Origin of the sequence: Cohnella sp. GbtcB17 (assembly GCF_019091135.1) — a bacterium.
Lineage (GTDB): Bacteria > Bacillota > Bacilli > Paenibacillales > Paenibacillaceae > Cohnella.
The window spans coordinates 28,813-47,429 of record NZ_JAGXJW010000055.1 but is presented as its reverse complement, the minus strand read 5'-3'; the positions used below and the strand labels follow the sequence as shown (position 1 = coordinate 47,429).

Sequence of the window (18,617 nt, the reverse complement as noted above, 5' to 3'; positions counted from 1 at the left end):
CCTCCCGTTATATTTTCGTTTGCAAATGCGCCGACATCTTGCGGTATGCCTCGATTAGCAGATCCATTTCCGTATCCGAGAAGCCGTCCCACATCCCGCTCGTCAGTTCCTTGTACTTGTCCAGCATGCGCTTCTCGAACGCCCGGCCCGCTTCGGTGATCCTCAGAAATACTTGCCTGCGGTCCGCCTCGGACACCTCCCGCTCGGCATACCCTTTGCTCACCAGCTTGCCGCTCAGATTCGTTACGGCCGGAAGCGATACGCCCAGCAGGCTCGCGAATTGCGATACGGTTATCCGGTCCTCCCGGGCCAGCGTCTGGAGCATGTAATATTGGGGTGCCGTTATCTCGCTCTCCAGAAGCTTGGCGTAGCTGGCAACGACGGTCAGCATCTGATCCGCGAACAACGTAGACAGCGTCTCCTGCTTGTCCATCCGATCACCTCGAATTTCGGTTATCATTCAAATCGTTTAATGATTCATTAACGAAAGGTTAATACCATTTAACTATTTTAGTTTAGCCAACAATCGGTTCGTCGTCAACCTCGCGTCGTCTGAAATCGCGCGCCTGGGATACCGCACAATCAAAAGATAAGCAATGACATATACAGTAGGGATTCGATCGCATCCATCCGGAGGGGGATTCGCGTGAAGCGCGCCGCACGGTTTCAAATATCGCCCCGTTTGATTCGAGAAGCGTTCAGGCAGTCCAAAAAAACGAAAGTCGTCGGCGTAGACGGCCAAACGATCGGCGATTACAAACGCAACTTAACGAAGCACTTGCGCGAACAACGCGATCAATTGAATTCGGGGGCGTATCGGCCCTCGCCGGTACGGAGGGTATTCATCCCGAAGCGCAAGGGCGGATGGCGAGCGATCGGCATTCCGACGGTCAAAGATTTTATCGTGCAGACGATGCTGAAAAACGAGCTTTATCCCCGGCTGGAGGGCCTTTTTCATCGAAACTCGTACGGTCATCGGCAGAAGCAGCAGGCGCGTGAGGAAGCGATCCGCACCGCTGGCAAAAGATGTCTAAGTCACGATTGGGCGGTCGTGCTCGACGTTAGAAGCTTCGGTGACAGCGTCGATCACCGGCTGCTCATGAACATGCTTAAGCGGCATATTCGCAATCCCTGGGTGTTGCTGTACACGCAGCGCACGATCAAATCGCCCGAAAAAACGAAGTCCGGCGCATTGATTCAAAAGAAGAAAGGGCTCGCGCAAGGCAACAAATTGAACTTTTTGCTCGGCAATTTTTATTTGCATGGCATTTTTGACAAGTGGATGCAGAAAAATCGTCCGAACGTACCTTTCGAACGATACACCGACGACATCGTCTGCCATTGTAAAACCGAGGCGGAAGCCAAAGCGCTGCTCCAGCAAATCCGTCGCCAATTGAAGGCCCATGGCTTGTCCGCTCACCCGGACAAAACGAAAATCGTCTATTGCAAGGACGGAACGCGCAAAGGCAGCTATCCGAACGTGTCGTTCGAGTACTTAGGGTCGACCTTTCAAGCACGACGGAGGAAAAGCGCATCAGGTAAAATGATGTCCCGATTCGCGCCGGCATGAGGCCCGAGTAGCGTATAAGAGAGAAGCACGTTCCCGGGAACGTGCTTCTTTATCGTGCGTTTCCATGAGGGGTTGCAAAATAAAAGAAAAAGCGGTAGTTTAAAAGAAGGGGGATGTTAGTGGTCACTAACTAACACGAACAAGGGAGGACAATTACATCGCATACGACGAGACCGACAGCAGAGAAAAGCTGATGCAGGCCGCCATCGACCTGATGGCCGACAGGGGCTTCAAAGGCGTATCGACCAAGGAAATCGCAGCGGCGGCCGGCGTCAGCGAGATGACTTTGTTCCGGCGCTTCGGCACGAAGCTGACGCTGCTCGAGCACGCGGTGGAGCGGTACCATTATGCCGACGAGATGACAAGCGCGTTCGAGCAGAAAATCGTCTGGGATCTCGGCCAGGATCTGAGGTCGATCGGGCGGATCTATCACGAGATCATGGCGCGTAACCGCAAGCTGTACCGGATCGTGTTAAAGGACGACACGCTAGCCGGCGTGCGGGAGAAGGCGCAGCGCCATCCGAAGAAGCTGCTCGAGCTGCTGACCGGCTACTTGAACGAGATGCGGCTTGCGGGCAAGCTCGTCGAGACGGATACGCAAATGCAGGCGATGACGTTTATGTGGATGCATTTCGGCGCGTTCGTCTCCCGATTGTACGGCGGCGATCCGCTGTCCGAGGTATCGATGGCGGACGTCGTCGAATCGAGCGCGGACCTGTTCGCGAAGGCGTTGACGCCTCATGATGCCAAGTGGAGGAGTGACGGGAAAATGGAAAAGACGGCGAGTCATGAAACGGCAAGCGCGGTCGGCAAAACAAAAGACGCCGGCTACCAGATCGGCGTGCGCAGGACGGTACCGGTAACGGTGGAGGCGGCCTGGCGATTTTTGACCGGCGCCGAAGGCCTTCGCGTCTGGCTAGGGGAAGCCGAAGGCGCCGTCGTGCGCGAGGGGGAGAACTTCGCGACGCGGGAAGGGGACTCGGGAAGGTTTACGGTCGTGAAACCCTTGTCCCACATGCGGCTGCAATGGATGAAGAGCGATTGGGAGGCGCCGTCGACGCTGCAAATCCGGGTGCTTCCGGCCAAGCAAGGCGCCACGATCAGCATTCATCAAGAGAAGCTGTCCGGCCCCGCTGCTCGCGAGGAAATGAAGGCGCACTGGGAAGGCGTGCAGGAGGCGATTCGGTCGCTCTTGGAAGGCGAGCCTCGTTAAGCACAGAGACGAAAATGCCGTTTTGTGAGCCGATCGAGGCATATGGAGATCATCGTTCGATGGTTTTCGTATGCCTCGATCGGCTTTTTTGATGCCGTTCAGCGGCATTCGTGCGACCGGTCGAACGTCCTTCCGGCTTGGACCGGGGGCGAGATAAGCCCACCCGGCATATAATGCAATCCATCGTGCATTCGGACTATGCGATGCTGCGCACGGAGCTTGACCTAAGCTCGCAGCGTCTGAGGAGGAGGTTGCGAGCCACTACACGAATCGCGCAAAATTGCGCTATCCTTGCCCGCGAGAGACCAACGCACGCTCCATCGCCGTCACGCTGCACATGGGATAGCGCAACATTGCGCTATCCTCGCCCACGGGCGACCAACACACGCTCCATCGCCGTCACGCTGCCCATGGGATAGCGCAAAACTGCGCTATCCTTGCCCGCGAGCAACCAACGCACGCTCCATCGCTGCCACGTTGCCCATGGAATAGCGCAAAATTGCGCTATTCCCGCCCACGAGCGACCAACACACGCTCCATCGCCGCCACGTTGCCCATGGAATAGCGCAAAATTGCGCTATCCTCGCCCACGAGCGACCAACGCACGCTCCATCGCTGCCACGTTGCCCATGGAATAGCGCAAAATTGCGCTATCCTCGCCCGCGAGAGACCAACGCTCGCTCCATCGCCGTTACGTTACCCATGGAATAGCGCCAAATTGCGCTATCCTCGTCCACGAGCGACCAACGCACGCTCCATCGCCGCCCCGTTGCCCATGGAATAGCGCAAAATTGCGCTATCCTCGCCCGCGAGCGACCAACACACGCTCCATCGCCGCCACGTTGCCCATGGAATAGCGCAAAATTGCGCTATCCTCGTCTCGTTCCAAAATCAAAGGGAGGCTATCGCCATGTTCAAGCCGCAAAGAACTGTTCTGCTGCTGCTCGCCGCGCTGCTGCTGGCGTTCGCGGCCTCGTGCGGCGGCGCGAACGCGCCGTCCGCGAGCCCGACCACAGACGCCGGATCGTCCGTTTCCCCCTCGCCGTCCGCGGCGGACCTGAGTCCGAGCCCGACCGCCGCGCCGAAGGAGATCGTGACGATCAAATTTTCCGAAGTCATCCGCTCGATCTTCTATGCGCCGTATTACGCCGCGATCTCCCGGGGCTACTTCGAAGAAGAAGGCCTGAAGCTGGACATGAACACCGCCCAGGGCTCAGACAAAGGCGCGGCCGCGCTTATCGCGGGGACGGCGGACATCTCGCTCGTCGGACCCGAGACCGCCATCTATATTTACAACCAGCAAGGCGACAAAAAGCTTAAAGTTTTCTACCAGCTGACGATGAAGGACGGCTCGTTCCTGCTGTCCCGCGACTCCGTCGACGCCTTCGACTGGCATGCGCTCGCGGGCAAAAAAATCATCGGCTGGCGGCCAGGCAGCGCGCCTCAGATGGTGATGGCTTCGACGCTCAAAGCCCAGGGCACGGAAGGGGCGAACGTCGTCACGAACATCGCGGCGCCGGCGATGGCGGGCGCATTCGCGAGCGGGCAGGGCGACTATATCCAGCTGTTCGAGCCGGTCGCTTCCACGCTTATCGCGGAAGGCAAAGCCCACTATGTCGCTTCGCTCGGCGAGGCGTTCGGCGACTTCCCGGAGACGTCGTTCGTCGCGACCTCGGACTATATCGACAAACATCCGCAGATCGTTCAAGGCTTCGCGAACGCCGTCGCCAAGGCGACCCGCTGGCTGGCAAGCGCGTCCGACGACGAGATCGCGACGGCGCTCTCTCCTTACTTCGAAGGGACGCCGAAGGAACGGATCGTCGAATCGGTGCGGCGGTATCAGAAGCAGGATACCTGGCCGGCATCGCCTGTGCTGACTCCCTCGGCGTTCGACAAGCTGCAAGCCGTGCTGATCGAAAACGGTGTGCTGAAGGCCGAAGACAAGATCGCCGATATGAGCACGATCGTCGACATGACCTTCGTCGAGCGGATCGGGGAGGCGGGATGAACCCATGGCGCAAATCGAGCTGCAGGGCGTCGGGCTGAGTTACTTTACGCCGAAGCAGGAGACCGAGGCGCTGAGCGACATTCGCGCTTCGATCGAGCGCGGAGAATTCATCAGCGTCGTCGGGCCGAGCGGCTGCGGGAAAAGTACCTTGCTCTCGCTGATCTCCGGCATGCAGAAACCGACGAAGGGCAAGGTGCTGATCGACGGGATGGAGGTGCGCGGCGTCTCTCCGAAGGTGGGCTACATGCTTCAGCACGACCATCTGTTCGAATGGCGGAATCTGCTGAGCAACCTGCTCGTCGGCGCAGAGATTCGGCGGATGGACCTGAAGAAGGCGAAGCGCAAGGCGCTCGAGCTGCTCGAGCGCTACGGGCTGGGCGGGTTCGCGGACCACAATCCGGCCCAGCTGACGGGCGGCATGCGGCAGCGCGTGGCGCTCATTCGGACGCTGGTGGCCGAGCCGGACATATTGCTGCTCGACGAACCCTTCTCCGCGCTCGACTACCAGACGCGCCTGACGCTTGCCGACGAGGTTTTTCATATCATCAAGGATCAAGGCAAGACGGCGGTGCTCGTGACACACGACATCTCCGAGGCGATTGGCATGGCCGACCGCGTGATGGTTCTGTCCAAGCGGCCGGGCACGATCGCCAGCGTCTATGACATTCGCTTCGACGAAGGCGAAGGGCTGTCTCCTTGGAAAAGGCGGCAAGCCGGGCGCTACCATTCGTATTTTAACGCCATTTGGAGGGAGCTGGGGGGGCATGTCGACCAATCCGGATAAAGAGGCGCCGCATGCGCGGGCCACGGCTTCCGCCGCTTCGGCTTCGCTTCCGTACAGACAATATTTGCGCGCGCAGCGCCGCTTGCGCATGGCCGTATGGCTCGCCAGGTTTGCGCTGCTCGCGGCTTTCCTCGGCGTTTGGGAGCTGGCAGCGGATCGAAAATGGGTCGACGCCATGCTGACGAGTCGCCCTTCGCAGCTGGTCGCTTCGTTCAGAAGCCTGGCGCTCGAAGGCAGGCTGTGGCATCATGCCTGGGTGACGACGACGGAGACCGTCATCGGACTGGCGCTGTCGATGGCGATCGGCACGGCGATCGCGGTCGCGCTCTGGTGGTCCTCATACGCGTCCAAGGTGCTCGATCCGTATATGGTCGTGCTGAACGCGCTGCCCAAGGTGGCGCTCGGACCGATCTTCTATATTTGGCTCGGCGACCGCTACTCGGTGTACGGCATGGCGATCGCCATCTCGGTCATCGTCACGATCATGATGCTCGAGTCGGGCTTCAAGGAGATCGGGCAGACGAAGCTGAAGCTGATGGCGTCGTTCGGCGCGACCAAGCTGCAGACGCTGCGGATGGTGCTGTTGCCCGCGAGCGTGCCGAATCTCATCGCGACGCTAAAGGTCAACGTCGGGCTCACGCTCGTCGGCGTCATCATGGGCGAATTTTTGTCGTCGAAGGCGGGGCTCGGCTACATGATCATCTACGGCGGCCAGGTGTTCCAGATGGACATGGTCATGGTCGCCATCGCGCTGCTCGCGGTGCTCTCGATGGCGCTCTACGGAATCGTCGCGCTTATCGGCCGCATCTCGCTCAGGCGCCACCCCTATGATTAATCGACATGCCGCCGCGCCGCCGTCGCAAGCCGGGCGGCGCGGCGAATGAAGGGGGAGCTATGCCTGCTTAAAGAGATAGTGCCCTGAGGCACATATCGTCGCTCCCAAGCCGTGCCATCCGGCCGAGATAGTGCCCTGAGGCACATATCGTCGCCTCCAAGTCGTGCCATCCGGCCGAGATAGTGCCCTGAGGCACATATCGTCGCCTCCAAGTCGTGCAATCCGGCCGAGATAATGCCCTGAGGCACTTATCGTCGCTCCGAAGTCGTGCAATCCGGCCGGGATAGTGCCCTCAAGGCGCTTATCTTTGCAACTTCTGGAGGAAAAGAGTGAAAAAACTTCAAATGTGGTTTAAAGTTTGAAGTGGAATGGGTACACCATTCATCTCGTACATAAGGAGACGTTGCCCGAATGAGCCAAGCCGACGCCCGATCCGCCGCTTCATCCGACATGATCTCGATTCACGATACCGCCGTCAAGGCGGTTGCCATCACTTTCGACGACGGTCCGAACCCCGAATTCACGCCGCAGATACTCGATATTTTCCGTGAGGAGGGAGGCCGGGCGACGTTCTATATGACCGGCGACCAGATCGAGCGGTATCCCGATACGGCGAGACTCGTGCAGAACGAAGGCCATGAGATCGGCAATCATACTTACACGCACCCGAATCTGACCGAACTGGACGAGGGAGCCGTCCGCGCGGAGATGGTCCGCACCGGCGACTTGATCCGCGGGAAGGTCGGCGTGCAGCCTTCCACGTTCCGACCGCCCTACCTGGCGACGGACGCGCAGGTCGAACGCATCGCGCGCGAGCTCGGCTATGCCGTCATCGGCGGCGTAAACGGCGCGGCGCGCGATTGGGACATGCCCGGAGTCGAGCACATTCTGAACGCTTCGCTTGCCGTCTCGGAGCCGGGGAGCATTCTCGTTTTCCACGACGGTCACGGCGACCGGTCTCAGACGGTCGAGGCGGTACGAGCGCTCGTGAAGACGCTGAAAAAGGAAGGCTACGTTTTCTTGACGGCAAGCGAGCTGCTCGCGACGAAATAAAGGCAGCGACATGAAAAGCCCAGCGACAGATACGGCGCCGGAGCGGACCATTCCGACTCGGCGCCGTATCTGGCTGGGCTTTTTTGAGTGCACTGCCGGACAAGTCTTCCATGCCGAAGAAGTCCTGACCAGGAACAATCGAATCTAGCCTCGTCTCTACTAAACAAGGAAGTCTCTACTGGAAACAAATGAACCCCCGCGCCAGCCTTCCCGATGAAACAACTCCTGACCGGGAACAATCCCAGTCATGCCGCCTCGACTATCCTCGACGTCACACGCCCGAGTACGCCATGAATCCGCCGTCCACAGGGATGAAGGCGCCGGTCACGAAGCCGGACGCCGCGTCGTCGACGAGCCAGAGCAGCGTGCCCAGGAGGTCCTCAGGCTGGCCGAACCTGCGCATCGGCGTATGCGCGATAATTTTGCCGGACCGCTCCGTGAGCGAGCCGTCCTCGTTTTTGAGCAGCGCGCGGTTCTGCTCGGTCAGGAAAAATCCCGGCGCCAGCGCGTTGACGCGGATGCCCGATTCGGCGAGGTGCACGGCGAGCCATTGCGTCCAGTTGTTGATGGCAGCCTTCGCCGCACTGTAGGCGGGCACCTTGGTCATCGGAGAGGGGGCGCTCATCGAGGAGACGTTGACGATGACGCCGCTGCCCCGCTCGGCCATCGAGCGGCTGAAGATTTGGGACGGAATAAGCGTCCCCATGAAGTTGAGGTCCAGCACGCCTCTAAAGCCGGCGGCGCTCAGATCGAAGAAGGTGGTCACGCCTTCTTGCCCGAGGTCCTCGAGGCGGAAAATCTCGCCCGTCGTATTGGCGCTCGGATGATTGCCGCCCGCGCCGTTGATCAGAATGTCGCACGGACCCAGCTCACGCGAGACGACGGCTTCGGCCGCGCGTACGCTGTCCGTATCCGTGACGTCGCAGGCGACCGCGATCGCCGTGCCGCCCGCCGCGCGGATATCGCTTGCGACCTGTTCGCCTTTTTCGACCGTCCGGTTCAGGACGGCGACCTTGACGCCTTGGCGGCCGAGCTCCTTGGCCATCACGCGGCACAGGACGCCGGAGCCGCCGGTGATGACGGCGACTTTACCCGCCAGCGATTCGTGGATCGGGAGGAGACTTGCGCTCATACGGCCGCCTCCTTGGCCTTGGCATCCGCCGCCGCGCGTACGGCCGCGTCCCACAATCCCCACAAGTACATGATGCCGAGCGCGCGATCGTACAGCCCGTAGCCGGGACGGCACACTTCGCCCCAAAGATGGCGTCCGTGATCCGGCCGCGCGTAGCCCGTGAAGCCGACGTCGTGGTACGCCTTCACGATGCCGGCGATGTCGACCGAGCCGTCCTGCGTTCGGTGAGACGTTTCGATGAAGTCGCCGTTGTCGTATACGCGGACGTTGCGAATATGCGCGAACGGGATACGGTCTGCGAACTCGTGGATCATGGACACGATATCGTTGACCGGGTTGGCGCCGAGCGAGCCGCTGCACAGCGTGATACCGTTGTACGGACTGTCGTGCAGCGCGAGGAACCGGCGGAAGTTGGCCTGGCTCGTCATGATGCGCGGGAGACCGAAGATGGGCCACGGCGGATCGTCCGGATGAATCGCCATTTTGATGCCGCACCGGGCCGCGACGGGGATGATCTCGTCCAGGAAGTAGCGCACGTTTTCCCAGAGATCCTCTTCAGTGACGCCCTTGTAAGCCTCGAATAACGCGGTGAGATGCTCGAGCCGCTCCGGCTCCCAGCCGGGCATCGTAAGCTCCGAGTTTTCGTTGATCTGCCGAACCAGCTCGAACGGGTCGATGTTGTCGATCCGGCTTTTTTCGTAGAAAAGGGCGGTGGAGCCGTCCTCCATCTCCTTGTGAAGCTCGGTCCGCAGCCAGTCGAACACAGGCATGAAATTGTAGCAGACGACTTTGACGCCGACTTGGCCCAGCTTCTCCAGCGTTCGCTTGTAATTCTCGATGTAGGCATCCCGGCTAGGAAGCCCCAGCTTGATGTCCTCGTGGATGTTCACGCTTTCAACTACGTCGATGTTCAATCCGGCCGCGTGCGCCTCGTCACGTAACGCCACAATTTTCTCCATCGGCCATTCTTCGCCTGCCGGCATGTCGTGCAGCGACCATACGATCCCTTCGACACCGGGGATCTGCCGGATTTGCGCGAGCGAGATCGTATCGTTGCCCGTGCCGAACCAGCGGAACGTCATTCTCATGGCTTGCCGTCTCCTCCCGATATGAAATATTGCGGGTACTTGTCCATCAGATGCGCCAGATCGCGAACGCCGAGCAGCAGATGCTCCTGCATGACGCGCTCCGCCCGGTCGGCATCGCCTTCCTTGACGGCCCTAAAAATCGTCTCGTGCTGCTCGTACAAATGCCGCCAATGGCGGTCCGCCACGAGCCGCAGCATCCGGCTGCGGTTCAGATGGACGTTCATCTGCCCGATCGCGCGCCACGTATTGAGCTTCCCGCAGCCCTCGAACAGGATCCGGTGGTACGCTTCGTCCAGCTCGAACAACCGGCGGTCGTCCTCGCGCTCGATGCTCTTCAGCTGCAAGGCGAGATTGTCCTCAAGCGCATGCAGATGGCTGTCGGGAAAATGCGCGCAAGCGAGCCGGACGACTGCTCGTTCGAGATGCTCGCGCATAAACCGGGCTTCCTCGACCAGCGCAGGATCGATGAGCGAGACGAACGTCCCCCGCTGCGGCAGCACTTGAACGAGTCCTTCCTGGGCGAGCCGCACGAAGCTCTCGCGCACCGGCGTACGGCTGACGCCCAGCACGAGCGACGATTCCTTCTCGGACAGGGCGGTGCCGGGAGCGAGCTCCAGATTCAGAATTTGCTCCTTCAGCTTCGCGTAGACCGTCTCCCGCGCCGAGGGCTCTTGCGCGCGTCCGTTCGTATACATGGCAGCATGACTCCTTTCGGGCTTTCATCAACATCCTACCATACTTGTATGGTAGTGTGGTAGCGTGAATTTTCGGGGTTTGTCCGTGCTTTCGATTATTCCTCGACATCTCCCTCGGCCCGCTTATAAATATAGCCGCTCCCGGGAAATGTAAGCTGGATGAAAAGAACAGCTACGGAACGGGAGCGCAACGCGAACATGCCGGAAAACAGTGGGGCTTCGCAAGAAAAAGACAAACTGAAGTGGTGGCAGCTTAGCCTGCTGGGCGTCGCCTGCACGGTGGGCACGGGCTTCTTTTTGGCGTCCAGAATCGCGATCGAGATCGGGGGTCCGGCGATTCTGCTCGATTATCTGCTGGCCGCGCTCGGCGCCTATTTTGTCTTCGACAAGCTGGCTCGCATGACGGCACAGACGGCGCTCGAGGGCTCGTTCCGCTCTTACGCCAAAAAGGCGTACGGCCGATGGGCGGGCTTCAGCAGCGGATGGATGTACTGGTCGTCGGAGCTGTTGATCATGGGCAGCCAGCTGACCGCGCTTTCGCTGTTTTCGCGGTTTTGGCTGCCGCAGGTGCCGATGTGGTGCTTCGCCGCGGGGTTCGGCGCGTTAGGGCTGCTCATCGTTTTCTGGGGGACGAAGGGCTTCGAGCGGATGGAAAACGTGTTCGCAGTCATGAAGCTCGCGGCTGTCGTCATGTTCCTTGTCATCGCGATTCTTGTGCTTTCCGGCGTCCTGACGACGGACAAGCACGGACCCGCGATGCCGGGCAGCTGGTTCCCCGTCGGCGCGATGGGCATCTGGTCCGCGCTGATTTTTGCCTTTTACAGCTTCGGCGGACTTGAAGTGGTCGGATTGATGGCGGTCCGGCTTAAAAAGCCCGAGGAAGCGCCCAAGGCGGGGACGGTCATGCTGCTGCTGCTTGCCTTTCTTTACGTCGCATCGCTCGCCTTCGTGCTCGTGCTCGAGCCGTGGAAGTCGTTCACCGGCGATAGAAGTCCGTTCGTGATCGCGCTGGCCGATTACCGGCTGCCGTTCGTCCCGCATTTGTTCAACGCGATTCTCATCGTGGCCGGCTTTTCGACGATGACCGCCTCGATGTTCGCCGTCACGGCGATGATCGTCACGCTCGCCAAAGACAAGGACGCGCCGCCTGTGTTCGCGGCCAGGGCGGAGAAAGGGAGGAAAGGCCGCCTGCCGGCGATCGGCCTCACGGCCGCGGGGATGACGGCGTCGGTCGTGTTCGCGCTGCTCATGCCGAAGAGCGTCTACGAATACGTGACGACCGCCGCCGGCCTGATGCTGCTGTACAACTGGCTGTTCATCCTGGCGACGTCCGGCCGGCTGCTGAAGACGGGCATCTGGGGCAAGGTCAAGCAATGGGCGGGCATCGGCTTGATCGCGCTCGCAGTGTCCGGCACCTGGTTTCACGGTGTGAGCCGTCCCGGCTTTTTTATCAGTCTGGGCTTCGTTGCAGTCATCGGAGGCGTGACGCTGATCATGCGGCGACAGTGGCGCAAGGAGGAGGGCGGGCAGGAAGCGCGCGGCAAAAACAAGCTATCCGAACAGCGCTTCGTACGCTTCGAGCCCGAAGTATACGCCGAAGCCGATCAGCGACAGGCCGGACGCGACCGATATCGCGGCAAGGAGCCGGGGCGTTAGCAGCCGGCGGAAGCTGCTCGCGAGCAGCGCCATGAACACGTCCCACAGCATAATGCCGCCCAGGACGGCCGCGCTGTATAGCAAAACCTCTCGAGCCTCGTACTTGGCGACCATATCGGCGAGCACGGAGCCGTAAATGCCGAGCCAGAACAGGATGGATAGCGGATTAAACAAAGACATAAAAAAACCGGCCGCGAGCGATTTGACCGCGGCTTCTTTGCCGCTTCCGGCCCGGGCGGCCGTTTTTTTCGCGTTTGCGATGCTTTCAAAGCCCATATAAGTGAGCACGAAGAAGCCGAACAGCCACAGAAACGTTTGCATAAAAGGGATGCCGAGGAAGTGGATGACGCCGAAGTAAACCAGAATCATAAAAATACAATCCGCCAGTACGCCGCCCAGTCCGATGAGCCAGGCATGCAGAAACCCGCTTCGGATGCCCCGCTCCATCTGCGCCGCGTTGATCGGTCCGATCGGGGCGGCAAGCGACAGTCCCAGCAGCATATGACTGATCAACACATTCATCATTTCCGCCTCCAGCGCGCTATACTTGTCTACCTCGTACAACCTATGACGCAGACGGGCGCGCTAGCACGATAACGATAAATATCGCATTTCCCCTAAAAAGCTAAGATATGCTCATTGCGATTTGCGAGCCCCGAGGGTATGCTTTTCTGACGAATGTCCGCATTTGCCAATCGCGGGTTCATGGGAAAGGGGGGGCCTCGTATGCTGGCTCTGATCGTGGACGACGAACTTGAAATTAGAGAGGGTCTTCGAACGCAAATTCCCTGGGCCGACTACGGGGTGGAGGAGACGGCGGTCGCGGACGACGGCGACACGGCGCTGGCGATCGCCAGGGCGCGTTTGCCCGACCTCGTCGTCACGGATATCCGGATGAACCGCATGTCGGGACTCGAGCTGCTCGAGCGCCTGTCGGCCGAGCGTCCCGCCGGCTGGAAGGGGATCGTCATCAGCGGTTACGACGATTTCGATATCGTGCGAACGGCCATGAAGCTGGGCGCGATGGACTATATATTGAAGCCGATCAACGCGGAGGAGCTCGGCGAGATCGTCACGCGTACGATCGGACAGCTGCGCAAGGAGCGGACGGAGCGCGAGCGCCAGAGCCGGCTGCAGAGCGATCTGTCCTCCGCCCTGCCGAAGATGCGGGACGAGGTCGTGCGCGAGCTGATCGAGGTGCCGTACGATCCGTACCGGGAGACGCGGATCGCGCACAGGCTGCGAACGCTGGAGCTGGATTGGCTGCTTGGCGGCCATCTGGCGCTTATGCTCGTCGAAGTGGACGACCTGAAGTCGATCGAGACGCGGGAAGGCTCGCAGCTGGAAAAGGAGCTCATCCTGTTCGGCATCGGCAACGTCGCCAAGCAGACGCTTGAGGAGGACTTGCCGCATCCGTTCGTCCTCGTCCCCGATCGGAAGAACCGGTGGGCGATCGTACTGGCATGTCCGGAGAATGGCTGGCTCGAGGTTGCCAAGGAGCTCGCCGGGCTGTTGATCGGGCGCGTCAACCAATACGTCAAGGTGAACGTGAGCGTCGCGATCAGCTCCGGGTGCGGCGATACGAAGCGGCTGCATGCGCTGTATCAGGAGGCGGAGGACATTCTGATGCAAAAAGCCGTCTACGGCGGCAACCGCGCGTTGACGAGTCTCGGCTGGGAAAACGAAGCGGAGCGGGACGTGCCTTCGATCGCGCAGACGGACGAAGTGCTGGACCTGGTCCGGTACGGCACGGACGAGGACATCCGCTCCGCGATGGACCGCTTCGTCGAGATGGTGCGGTGCTGGGGCGCGAGCCATATTCGCGATACGCAGCAGCGGATTTTCGAATGGCTGCTGAGCCTGTTCAAGAAGGCGGCCGCGCTCGGCTGGACCGACCGGTCCTGGGAACGCAACCCGGTGATCGTCTGGGAGCGGCTCGAGCAGTTCGACACGCTGGAGTCGCTGCGCGAGCAGTCCGAGCAATTCCTGCTCGCCATGGCGGTCGACTTCCGCAGCCATGCGGCGCCGCCGAGCCAGATCATCCAGGAGGCGGACAAGTTCATCCGCGCGCACTACGCGGAGAGCCTTACGCTGCCGAGCGTGGCGGCCGAGGTGCACGTGACGCCGGTATGGCTGAGCAAGCTGTTCAAAAAAGAAATGCACAAAACGTTTCTCGAATACTTGACGGACATTCGCATGGAGAAGGCGAAGCGGATGCTGTCGGACGTGCAATATAAAATTTACGAGATATCCGCGCAGGTCGGCTACAAGGATCCCGTCCATTTCACCAAAGTGTTCAAAAGACAGACGGGACTGACGCCGAAGGAATACCGAAGGCTGCAGGGCATCGCGGATGAATAAAGGGATCTCGCTGCGGCTCGCCTCGTCGCTCCGCAACCGGATGATATTGATCTTCTTCATGATCATAGTCGTCCCTTTTTTATGGTTCGCCTATTACGCGCACGTCAAGTCGATCGAGGGCATCTCGAACGCGAATCTGTCGATGGCCAACAACTACTTGCTGCAGGTGCGCACCAACTTTCAAAACTACCTGGGCGCGCTGAACGATCAGGTCAACGACTTGATCGGCGACAAGCGCCTGCAGGATTTGCTCGAGCCGGCCGGCGGAGACGCGGCCAACGGGGAATCGTTCACGGTCGATTTGCTGACCTGGCTGTACCAGCGCACCTCGTCCGTCGACGCCTTCCGGGTCAGCGTGTATCCCATCGATCCCGGCCGGTATGCCGATTACCTCAGCACGATCGGCGAGCCGAACGTCGGCGCGCAGGCGTGGTTCCGCCAATCCGCCGCGCAAGTCAGCCCTTCCTGGTACCTGAAGCTGCCGGAGAAGGGCAGGCTGGAGCGTCCGCTCCTTTCTTACGTCAAGCGTTTCTCGGGTTTGTACGACCAGACGCCGCGGGGCATTATCGCTACGGACGTGTCCGAAGACCAGCTCAAGCGTTTTTTCTCGCCGAGCGGGCAGATGATCGAGCAGCGGCTGCTGCTGCTGCGGGACGACGACGGCGTCGTGCTGTACGATTCGTTCGAAAACGGCTGGACCGGCACGGCGTTCCCCTCGTCCGGCTTCGTGGAGCAGTTCCGCAAGGACAGCGAAGGGGAGAAAACGATCGAGGTCGGGGGAAGCAAGTACTTGGCGAGCTTCGTCCGGACGGACAACGAGCCCTGGGCGATCGTCAGCCTGACGCCGCTCAAGGACCTGACCGGCACGATCGACGAGATCAACCGGGCGACCGTCTATTTTCTGATCGGCTATTTGCTTTGCTGCGTCGGCGTCGTGCTGTATATTACGGCTTCCTTTACCCAGCCCATCGTCCGCTTAGTCCGTTATATGCGCAAGCTGGAGTCGGGCGACTACCAGCAGCAGATCCCGCCTTCCCGCAGACAGGACGAGGTCGGATGGCTGTACCGGGGCTTCGGCAGCCTCATCCGCAAGATCGAAGGCTTGATCAACGAGGCCTCGCGCGCGGAGCGCGACAAAAAAGAGCTGGAGTTTCAAGTGCTGAGCCATCAGATCAATCCGCACTTTTTGTACAATACGCTCGAGTCGATCCGTTGGAAAGCCGAGAAGCACGGCGCGGGCGAAGTCGCGCAAATGGTCGCCGCGCTCGGCAACCTGCTGCGGCTCAGCCTGAACCAGGGCAAGGAGATCACGACGCTCGGCAGGGAGCTGGAGCAGGTCAAAGCGTACGTCGCGATCGAGCAGGCCCGCATGGGGCGACCGATCCGGATCTTGTACGGCGTGGACGACGAGCTCAAGGAGCTGCCCTTCCTTCGGCTGCTGCTCCAGCCGCTCGTGGAGAACGCGATTCAGCACAGCATTCGCAACGACTTCGAGAGCGGGAAAATTCTGATCTCAGCCAGCCGCGAAGGCGGCGATCTCACGATCGACATCATCGACAACGGCGGCGGTATACCGGCCGAGGCGCTCGCGAAGCTCGAGACGGAGGAGCCGCCCGGCGGCCGCAGCACCGCGAGCGCGAAGGGCGTCGGGCTGCGCAACGTCAACAACCGGCTGAAGCTGTACTTCGGCGAAGGCTACCGTCTGCGCATCGAGACGGGACCCGAATTCGGCACGAAAATCGCGCTGCGGCACCCGATATTGGACGAAGAGGACAAGAGCCGGCCCGAGTAGGGCGGCTCTTTTTTTTGAACTGTCAGAACCTATATAAGCAATGTTTATGAGATGTGCGGAGCTGCTTTTGGATCGTTGAGAGGTGGGAGATAAGTGTTGAAAAGCAGTTAATCGGCGCACTGATCCGGGCTTCGAGGGAATAAGTGTTCAAACGCAATTATTTGGATCAGAATCGGTTCGAACCGTTCAAATGCGAAAAAATAATTGCGCTACAACACTTATTTGCCCCAAGGACGACGCGATCATGGGAAATAACAGCTTTTCAACCGTTATTTGATCGGCGTTGTCATGCCAGCGGATGAGCTGTCATGCTGCGTTCCGAGCGAGTTTACTTTCGACTTTCGATTTAAATGATAAGGGCCGTCAGGGCGATTAGAGATCCTTCCCTGGCAGTTTTCCTGCGCAATCGGAGGCGCGCGGACGCTTCCGGACGAACAGGACAATCAGGGACCGCAAAGGATAAGATCCGCTCATGGAACGGGAAACGGCCCGCCTTTATCATGAAGATATCACGAATACAGAAAGGAACCATGCGCATGAAACGCCGAAACGGACTGGTCCGCGACCTCGCTCAAAACCATCAGCTCCTCGTCATGTTCCTGCCCGTCGCGACGCTGCTGTTTTTGTTTTGCTACCTGCCGCTGTCTGGCCTGATCATCCCGTTCAAGGACTTCGACTTCCAGAAGGGCATCTTCGGAAGCGACTGGATGGACCCGCTGTTCAACAACTTTGACTACCTGCTGTCCTCCGACGCCGCCTTCCGCGCCGTCCGGAACACGATTTTGCTCAACGTGCTTTTTATCGCCGTCGGCCTCGTCTTCGAAGTCGGCTTCGCGCTCATGCTGAACGAGCTGCGGAACAAGTACTTCAAGCGGGTGACGCAATCGCTGACGTTCCTGCCTTTCTTTATCTCCTGGATCGTCGTCGGCGTGTTCACCTACAACCTGCTCAACTACGAGACAGGCGCGGTCAACCGGTTCCTTGAGTGGATCGGTGCGGGACCCGTCGACTTCTACAGCGAGGCGGGTCTGTGGCCGATCATCCTGACGATCGCGATCCGGTGGAAGGTGACGGGCTACGGCACGATCATCTATCTGGCCGCCCTTACCTCCATCGATAACTCGTATTATGAAGCCGCCTCGATCGACGGCGCTTCGCGATGGCAGCAGATCCGGTACATCAGCCTGCCGATGCTCAGACCCACCGTCGTCATTCTGACGCTGCTCGCGATCGGGCGGATCATGAACGCGGACTTCGGGATGTTTTACGCGATGGTCGGCGACGCGACGCTGCTGTTCCCCACCACCGACGTCATCGACACGCTCGTGTATCGCAGCCTTCGCCAATCCGGCGATATCGGCATGGCCTCCGCGGCCGGCTTCCTCCAGTCCGTCGTCGCCTTCGTGCTCGTGCTTTCCAGCAATTACGCCGCCCGCAGGATCGACAGAGACTCGGCGATTTTCTGATCCATCTCGTTCCCTAACTACGTTTCCCGGCAAGGAGGCTTCTCCCGATGCTCACCAGAAGATTTTCGCTAAGTCAGACCGTGATCGGCGCGATCGTCCTGCTGTTCAGCCTGGCCTGCCTGTTCCCGTTTATCATGGTCGTCTCCGGCTCGCTCAGCACCGAGAACGACATTGTCAACTACGGCTACGCGCTCATTCCGCGCCACGTCACGCTGAGTTCCTACAAGATCCTGCTGCTCGGCTCGAGCCGGATCGTCGACGCCTACATCATCAGCATTCTCGTCACCGTCATCGGCACCGTGCTGTCCATCGTCGTGAACGGCATGGGCGGCTACGTCATGGCGAGGCGATCTTTCAAATACCGCAATGTGCTGTCCATCTACGTCATCATCACGATGCTGTTCAGCGGGGGGCTCGTGCCCTGGTACATCATTTGCGTCCGCTATCTTGATCTGAAGGACACGCTGTGGGCGATGATCCTGCCGCCGCTCGCGAACGCCTTCAACATGTTCCTCATCCGCAACTTCATGATGGCGATCCCGGAGGACCTGTACGAATCGGCGAAAATGGACGGCGCCAGCGAATACCGGATTTTCTTCCGCCTGATCGCCCCGCTGTCCGTGCCGGTGCTCGCCACCGTCGGCCTGTTCGTCGCCCTGGGCTACTGGAACGACTGGTTCCTCGGCCTCATGTTCATCGACAAGCAGGAGCTTCAGCCGCTGCAGCTGCTGCTTCGGACGCTCGTCTCCAACGTCGAGTTCCTTAAGAGCTCCAGCAATGCCGCGGCCATGCAGCAGATCTCGGCGACGATCCCGTCCGAGTCGATCAAGATGGCGCTCACCGTCATTACGATCGGGCCGATCATCTTCCTGTATCCGTTCGTGCAGCGGTATTTCGTCAAGGGCCTCATGGTAGGCGCAGTCAAAGGTTGACTATAACGGCTTCGGCCGTGATAGTATATATC

The 18,617-nt window shown here is 59.9% G+C and carries 16 protein-coding genes; 11 read left to right on the top strand and 5 right to left on the bottom strand.

Annotation, left to right across the window (positions count from 1 at the left end; translation table 11 throughout):
* Positions 1-7: 7 nt before the first annotated feature.
* The gene (locus tag KVT38_RS25885) at positions 8-433 is read right to left on the bottom strand and encodes a MarR family transcriptional regulator (RefSeq protein WP_254639562.1); all 426 of its coding nucleotides are present in this window, start codon (positions 431-433) and stop codon (positions 8-10) included.
* 213 nt (positions 434-646) lie between these two features.
* On the opposite strand from KVT38_RS25885, the gene KVT38_RS25880 reads away from it, so the two are divergent.
* The 6 genes from KVT38_RS25880 to KVT38_RS25850 all read left to right on the top strand — a co-directional run bounded on the left by KVT38_RS25880 (position 647) and on the right by KVT38_RS25850 (position 7,463).
* A complete protein-coding gene (locus KVT38_RS25880; RefSeq protein WP_217596636.1) occupies positions 647-1,570 on the top strand; it encodes a reverse transcriptase domain-containing protein in 924 nt (307 codons plus the stop codon).
* Positions 1,571-1,763: 193 nt separating this feature from the next.
* Complete coding sequence (locus tag KVT38_RS35445) at positions 1,764-2,783, top strand: TetR family transcriptional regulator (protein ID WP_306795362.1); 1,020 nt, start codon at positions 1,764-1,766, stop codon at positions 2,781-2,783.
* Between the two features lie 910 nt (positions 2,784-3,693).
* Positions 3,694-4,791: an ABC transporter substrate-binding protein gene (locus KVT38_RS25865; protein WP_217596635.1), complete on the top strand. Its 1,098-nt coding sequence runs from the start codon at positions 3,694-3,696 to the stop codon at positions 4,789-4,791.
* A gap of 4 nt (positions 4,792-4,795) precedes the next feature.
* A complete protein-coding gene (locus KVT38_RS25860) occupies positions 4,796-5,575 on the top strand; it encodes an ABC transporter ATP-binding protein (protein WP_217596634.1) in 780 nt (259 codons plus the stop codon).
* Positions 5,556-6,410: an ABC transporter permease gene (locus KVT38_RS25855; RefSeq protein ID WP_217596633.1), complete on the top strand. Its 855-nt coding sequence runs from the start codon at positions 5,556-5,558 to the stop codon at positions 6,408-6,410. The genes KVT38_RS25860 and KVT38_RS25855 overlap by 20 nt, the downstream gene beginning before the upstream one ends.
* A 411-nt stretch (positions 6,411-6,821) precedes the next feature.
* The gene (locus KVT38_RS25850; protein ID WP_254639561.1) at positions 6,822-7,463 is read left to right on the top strand and encodes a polysaccharide deacetylase family protein; all 642 of its coding nucleotides are present in this window, start codon (positions 6,822-6,824) and stop codon (positions 7,461-7,463) included.
* A gap of 271 nt (positions 7,464-7,734) precedes the next feature.
* Here the strand turns inward: KVT38_RS25850 and KVT38_RS25845 are convergent, their stop codons facing one another.
* The 3 genes from KVT38_RS25845 to KVT38_RS25835 are packed head-to-tail and all read right to left on the bottom strand — an operon-like array spanning position 7,735 to position 10,378.
* Positions 7,735-8,595, bottom strand: coding sequence for an SDR family oxidoreductase (locus KVT38_RS25845; protein WP_217596632.1), 861 nt, complete (start codon positions 8,593-8,595; stop codon positions 7,735-7,737).
* Positions 8,592-9,683, bottom strand: a complete 1,092-nt coding sequence (gene uxuA, locus KVT38_RS25840) for a mannonate dehydratase (protein ID WP_217596631.1) — start codon at positions 9,681-9,683, stop codon at positions 8,592-8,594. Before uxuA ends, KVT38_RS25845 begins: the two co-directional genes overlap by 4 nt.
* Positions 9,680-10,378 (bottom strand): GntR family transcriptional regulator, encoded by a 699-nt coding sequence (locus KVT38_RS25835; RefSeq protein WP_217596630.1) that lies wholly within the window; start codon positions 10,376-10,378, stop codon positions 9,680-9,682. Before KVT38_RS25835 ends, uxuA begins: the two co-directional genes overlap by 4 nt.
* A gap of 198 nt (positions 10,379-10,576) precedes the next feature.
* Between KVT38_RS25835 and KVT38_RS25830 the strand changes: the two genes are divergently transcribed.
* Positions 10,577-12,034, top strand: a complete 1,458-nt coding sequence (locus KVT38_RS25830; protein WP_217596648.1) for an amino acid permease — start codon at positions 10,577-10,579, stop codon at positions 12,032-12,034.
* On the opposite strand, the gene KVT38_RS25825 is transcribed toward KVT38_RS25830, so the two are convergent.
* On the bottom strand, positions 11,930-12,556 hold the full coding sequence (locus tag KVT38_RS25825) for a LysE family transporter (protein WP_217596629.1): 627 nt from the start codon (positions 12,554-12,556) through the stop codon (positions 11,930-11,932). The genes KVT38_RS25830 and KVT38_RS25825 overlap by 105 nt on opposite strands.
* A 204-nt stretch (positions 12,557-12,760) precedes the next feature.
* Here KVT38_RS25825 and KVT38_RS25820 point away from each other — a divergent pair, with 204 nt between their 5' ends.
* From KVT38_RS25820 to KVT38_RS25805, 4 genes are all read left to right on the top strand, one after another.
* Positions 12,761-14,395: a response regulator gene (locus tag KVT38_RS25820; RefSeq protein ID WP_217596628.1), complete on the top strand. Its 1,635-nt coding sequence runs from the start codon at positions 12,761-12,763 to the stop codon at positions 14,393-14,395.
* A complete protein-coding gene (locus KVT38_RS25815; protein WP_217596627.1) occupies positions 14,388-16,187 on the top strand; it encodes a cache domain-containing sensor histidine kinase in 1,800 nt (599 codons plus the stop codon). Before KVT38_RS25820 ends, KVT38_RS25815 begins: the two co-directional genes overlap by 8 nt.
* Before the next feature lie 536 nt (positions 16,188-16,723).
* Positions 16,724-17,653 carry an ABC transporter permease gene (locus KVT38_RS25810; RefSeq protein WP_254639560.1) on the top strand — a complete coding sequence of 310 codons (930 nt, stop codon included), beginning with the start codon at positions 16,724-16,726 and terminating at the stop codon, positions 17,651-17,653.
* Between the two features lie 47 nt (positions 17,654-17,700).
* Positions 17,701-18,585, top strand: coding sequence for a carbohydrate ABC transporter permease (locus KVT38_RS25805; RefSeq protein ID WP_217596625.1), 885 nt, complete (start codon positions 17,701-17,703; stop codon positions 18,583-18,585).
* Positions 18,586-18,617 lie beyond the last annotated feature (32 nt).

Bases quoted from the DNA above. Each gene is read 5' to 3' on its own strand.
- KVT38_RS25845 (WP_217596632.1), bottom strand. From the start codon at position 8,595: ATGAGCGCAAGTCTCCTCCCGATCCACGAATCGCTGGCGGGTAAAGTC.
- KVT38_RS25830 (WP_217596648.1), top strand. From the start codon at position 10,577: ATGCCGGAAAACAGTGGGGCTTCGCAAGAAAAAGACAAACTGAAGTGG.
- KVT38_RS25885 (WP_254639562.1), bottom strand. From the start codon at position 433: ATGGACAAGCAGGAGACGCTGTCTACGTTGTTCGCGGATCAGATGCTG.
- uxuA (WP_217596631.1), bottom strand. From the start codon at position 9,683: ATGAGAATGACGTTCCGCTGGTTCGGCACGGGCAACGATACGATCTCG.
- KVT38_RS25860 (WP_217596634.1), top strand. From the start codon at position 4,796: ATGGCGCAAATCGAGCTGCAGGGCGTCGGGCTGAGTTACTTTACGCCG.
- KVT38_RS25825 (WP_217596629.1), bottom strand. From the start codon at position 12,556: ATGAATGTGTTGATCAGTCATATGCTGCTGGGACTGTCGCTTGCCGCC.
- KVT38_RS25855 (WP_217596633.1), top strand. From the start codon at position 5,556: ATGTCGACCAATCCGGATAAAGAGGCGCCGCATGCGCGGGCCACGGCT.
- KVT38_RS25835 (WP_217596630.1), bottom strand. From the start codon at position 10,378: ATGTATACGAACGGACGCGCGCAAGAGCCCTCGGCGCGGGAGACGGTC.
- KVT38_RS25865 (WP_217596635.1), top strand. From the start codon at position 3,694: ATGTTCAAGCCGCAAAGAACTGTTCTGCTGCTGCTCGCCGCGCTGCTG.
- KVT38_RS25805 (WP_217596625.1), top strand. From the start codon at position 17,701: ATGCTCACCAGAAGATTTTCGCTAAGTCAGACCGTGATCGGCGCGATC.
- KVT38_RS25820 (WP_217596628.1), top strand. From the start codon at position 12,761: ATGCTGGCTCTGATCGTGGACGACGAACTTGAAATTAGAGAGGGTCTT.
- KVT38_RS25810 (WP_254639560.1), top strand. From the start codon at position 16,724: ATGAAACGCCGAAACGGACTGGTCCGCGACCTCGCTCAAAACCATCAG.
- KVT38_RS25815 (WP_217596627.1), top strand. From the start codon at position 14,388: ATGAATAAAGGGATCTCGCTGCGGCTCGCCTCGTCGCTCCGCAACCGG.
- KVT38_RS25850 (WP_254639561.1), top strand. From the start codon at position 6,822: ATGAGCCAAGCCGACGCCCGATCCGCCGCTTCATCCGACATGATCTCG.
- KVT38_RS35445 (WP_306795362.1), top strand. From the start codon at position 1,764: ATGCAGGCCGCCATCGACCTGATGGCCGACAGGGGCTTCAAAGGCGTA.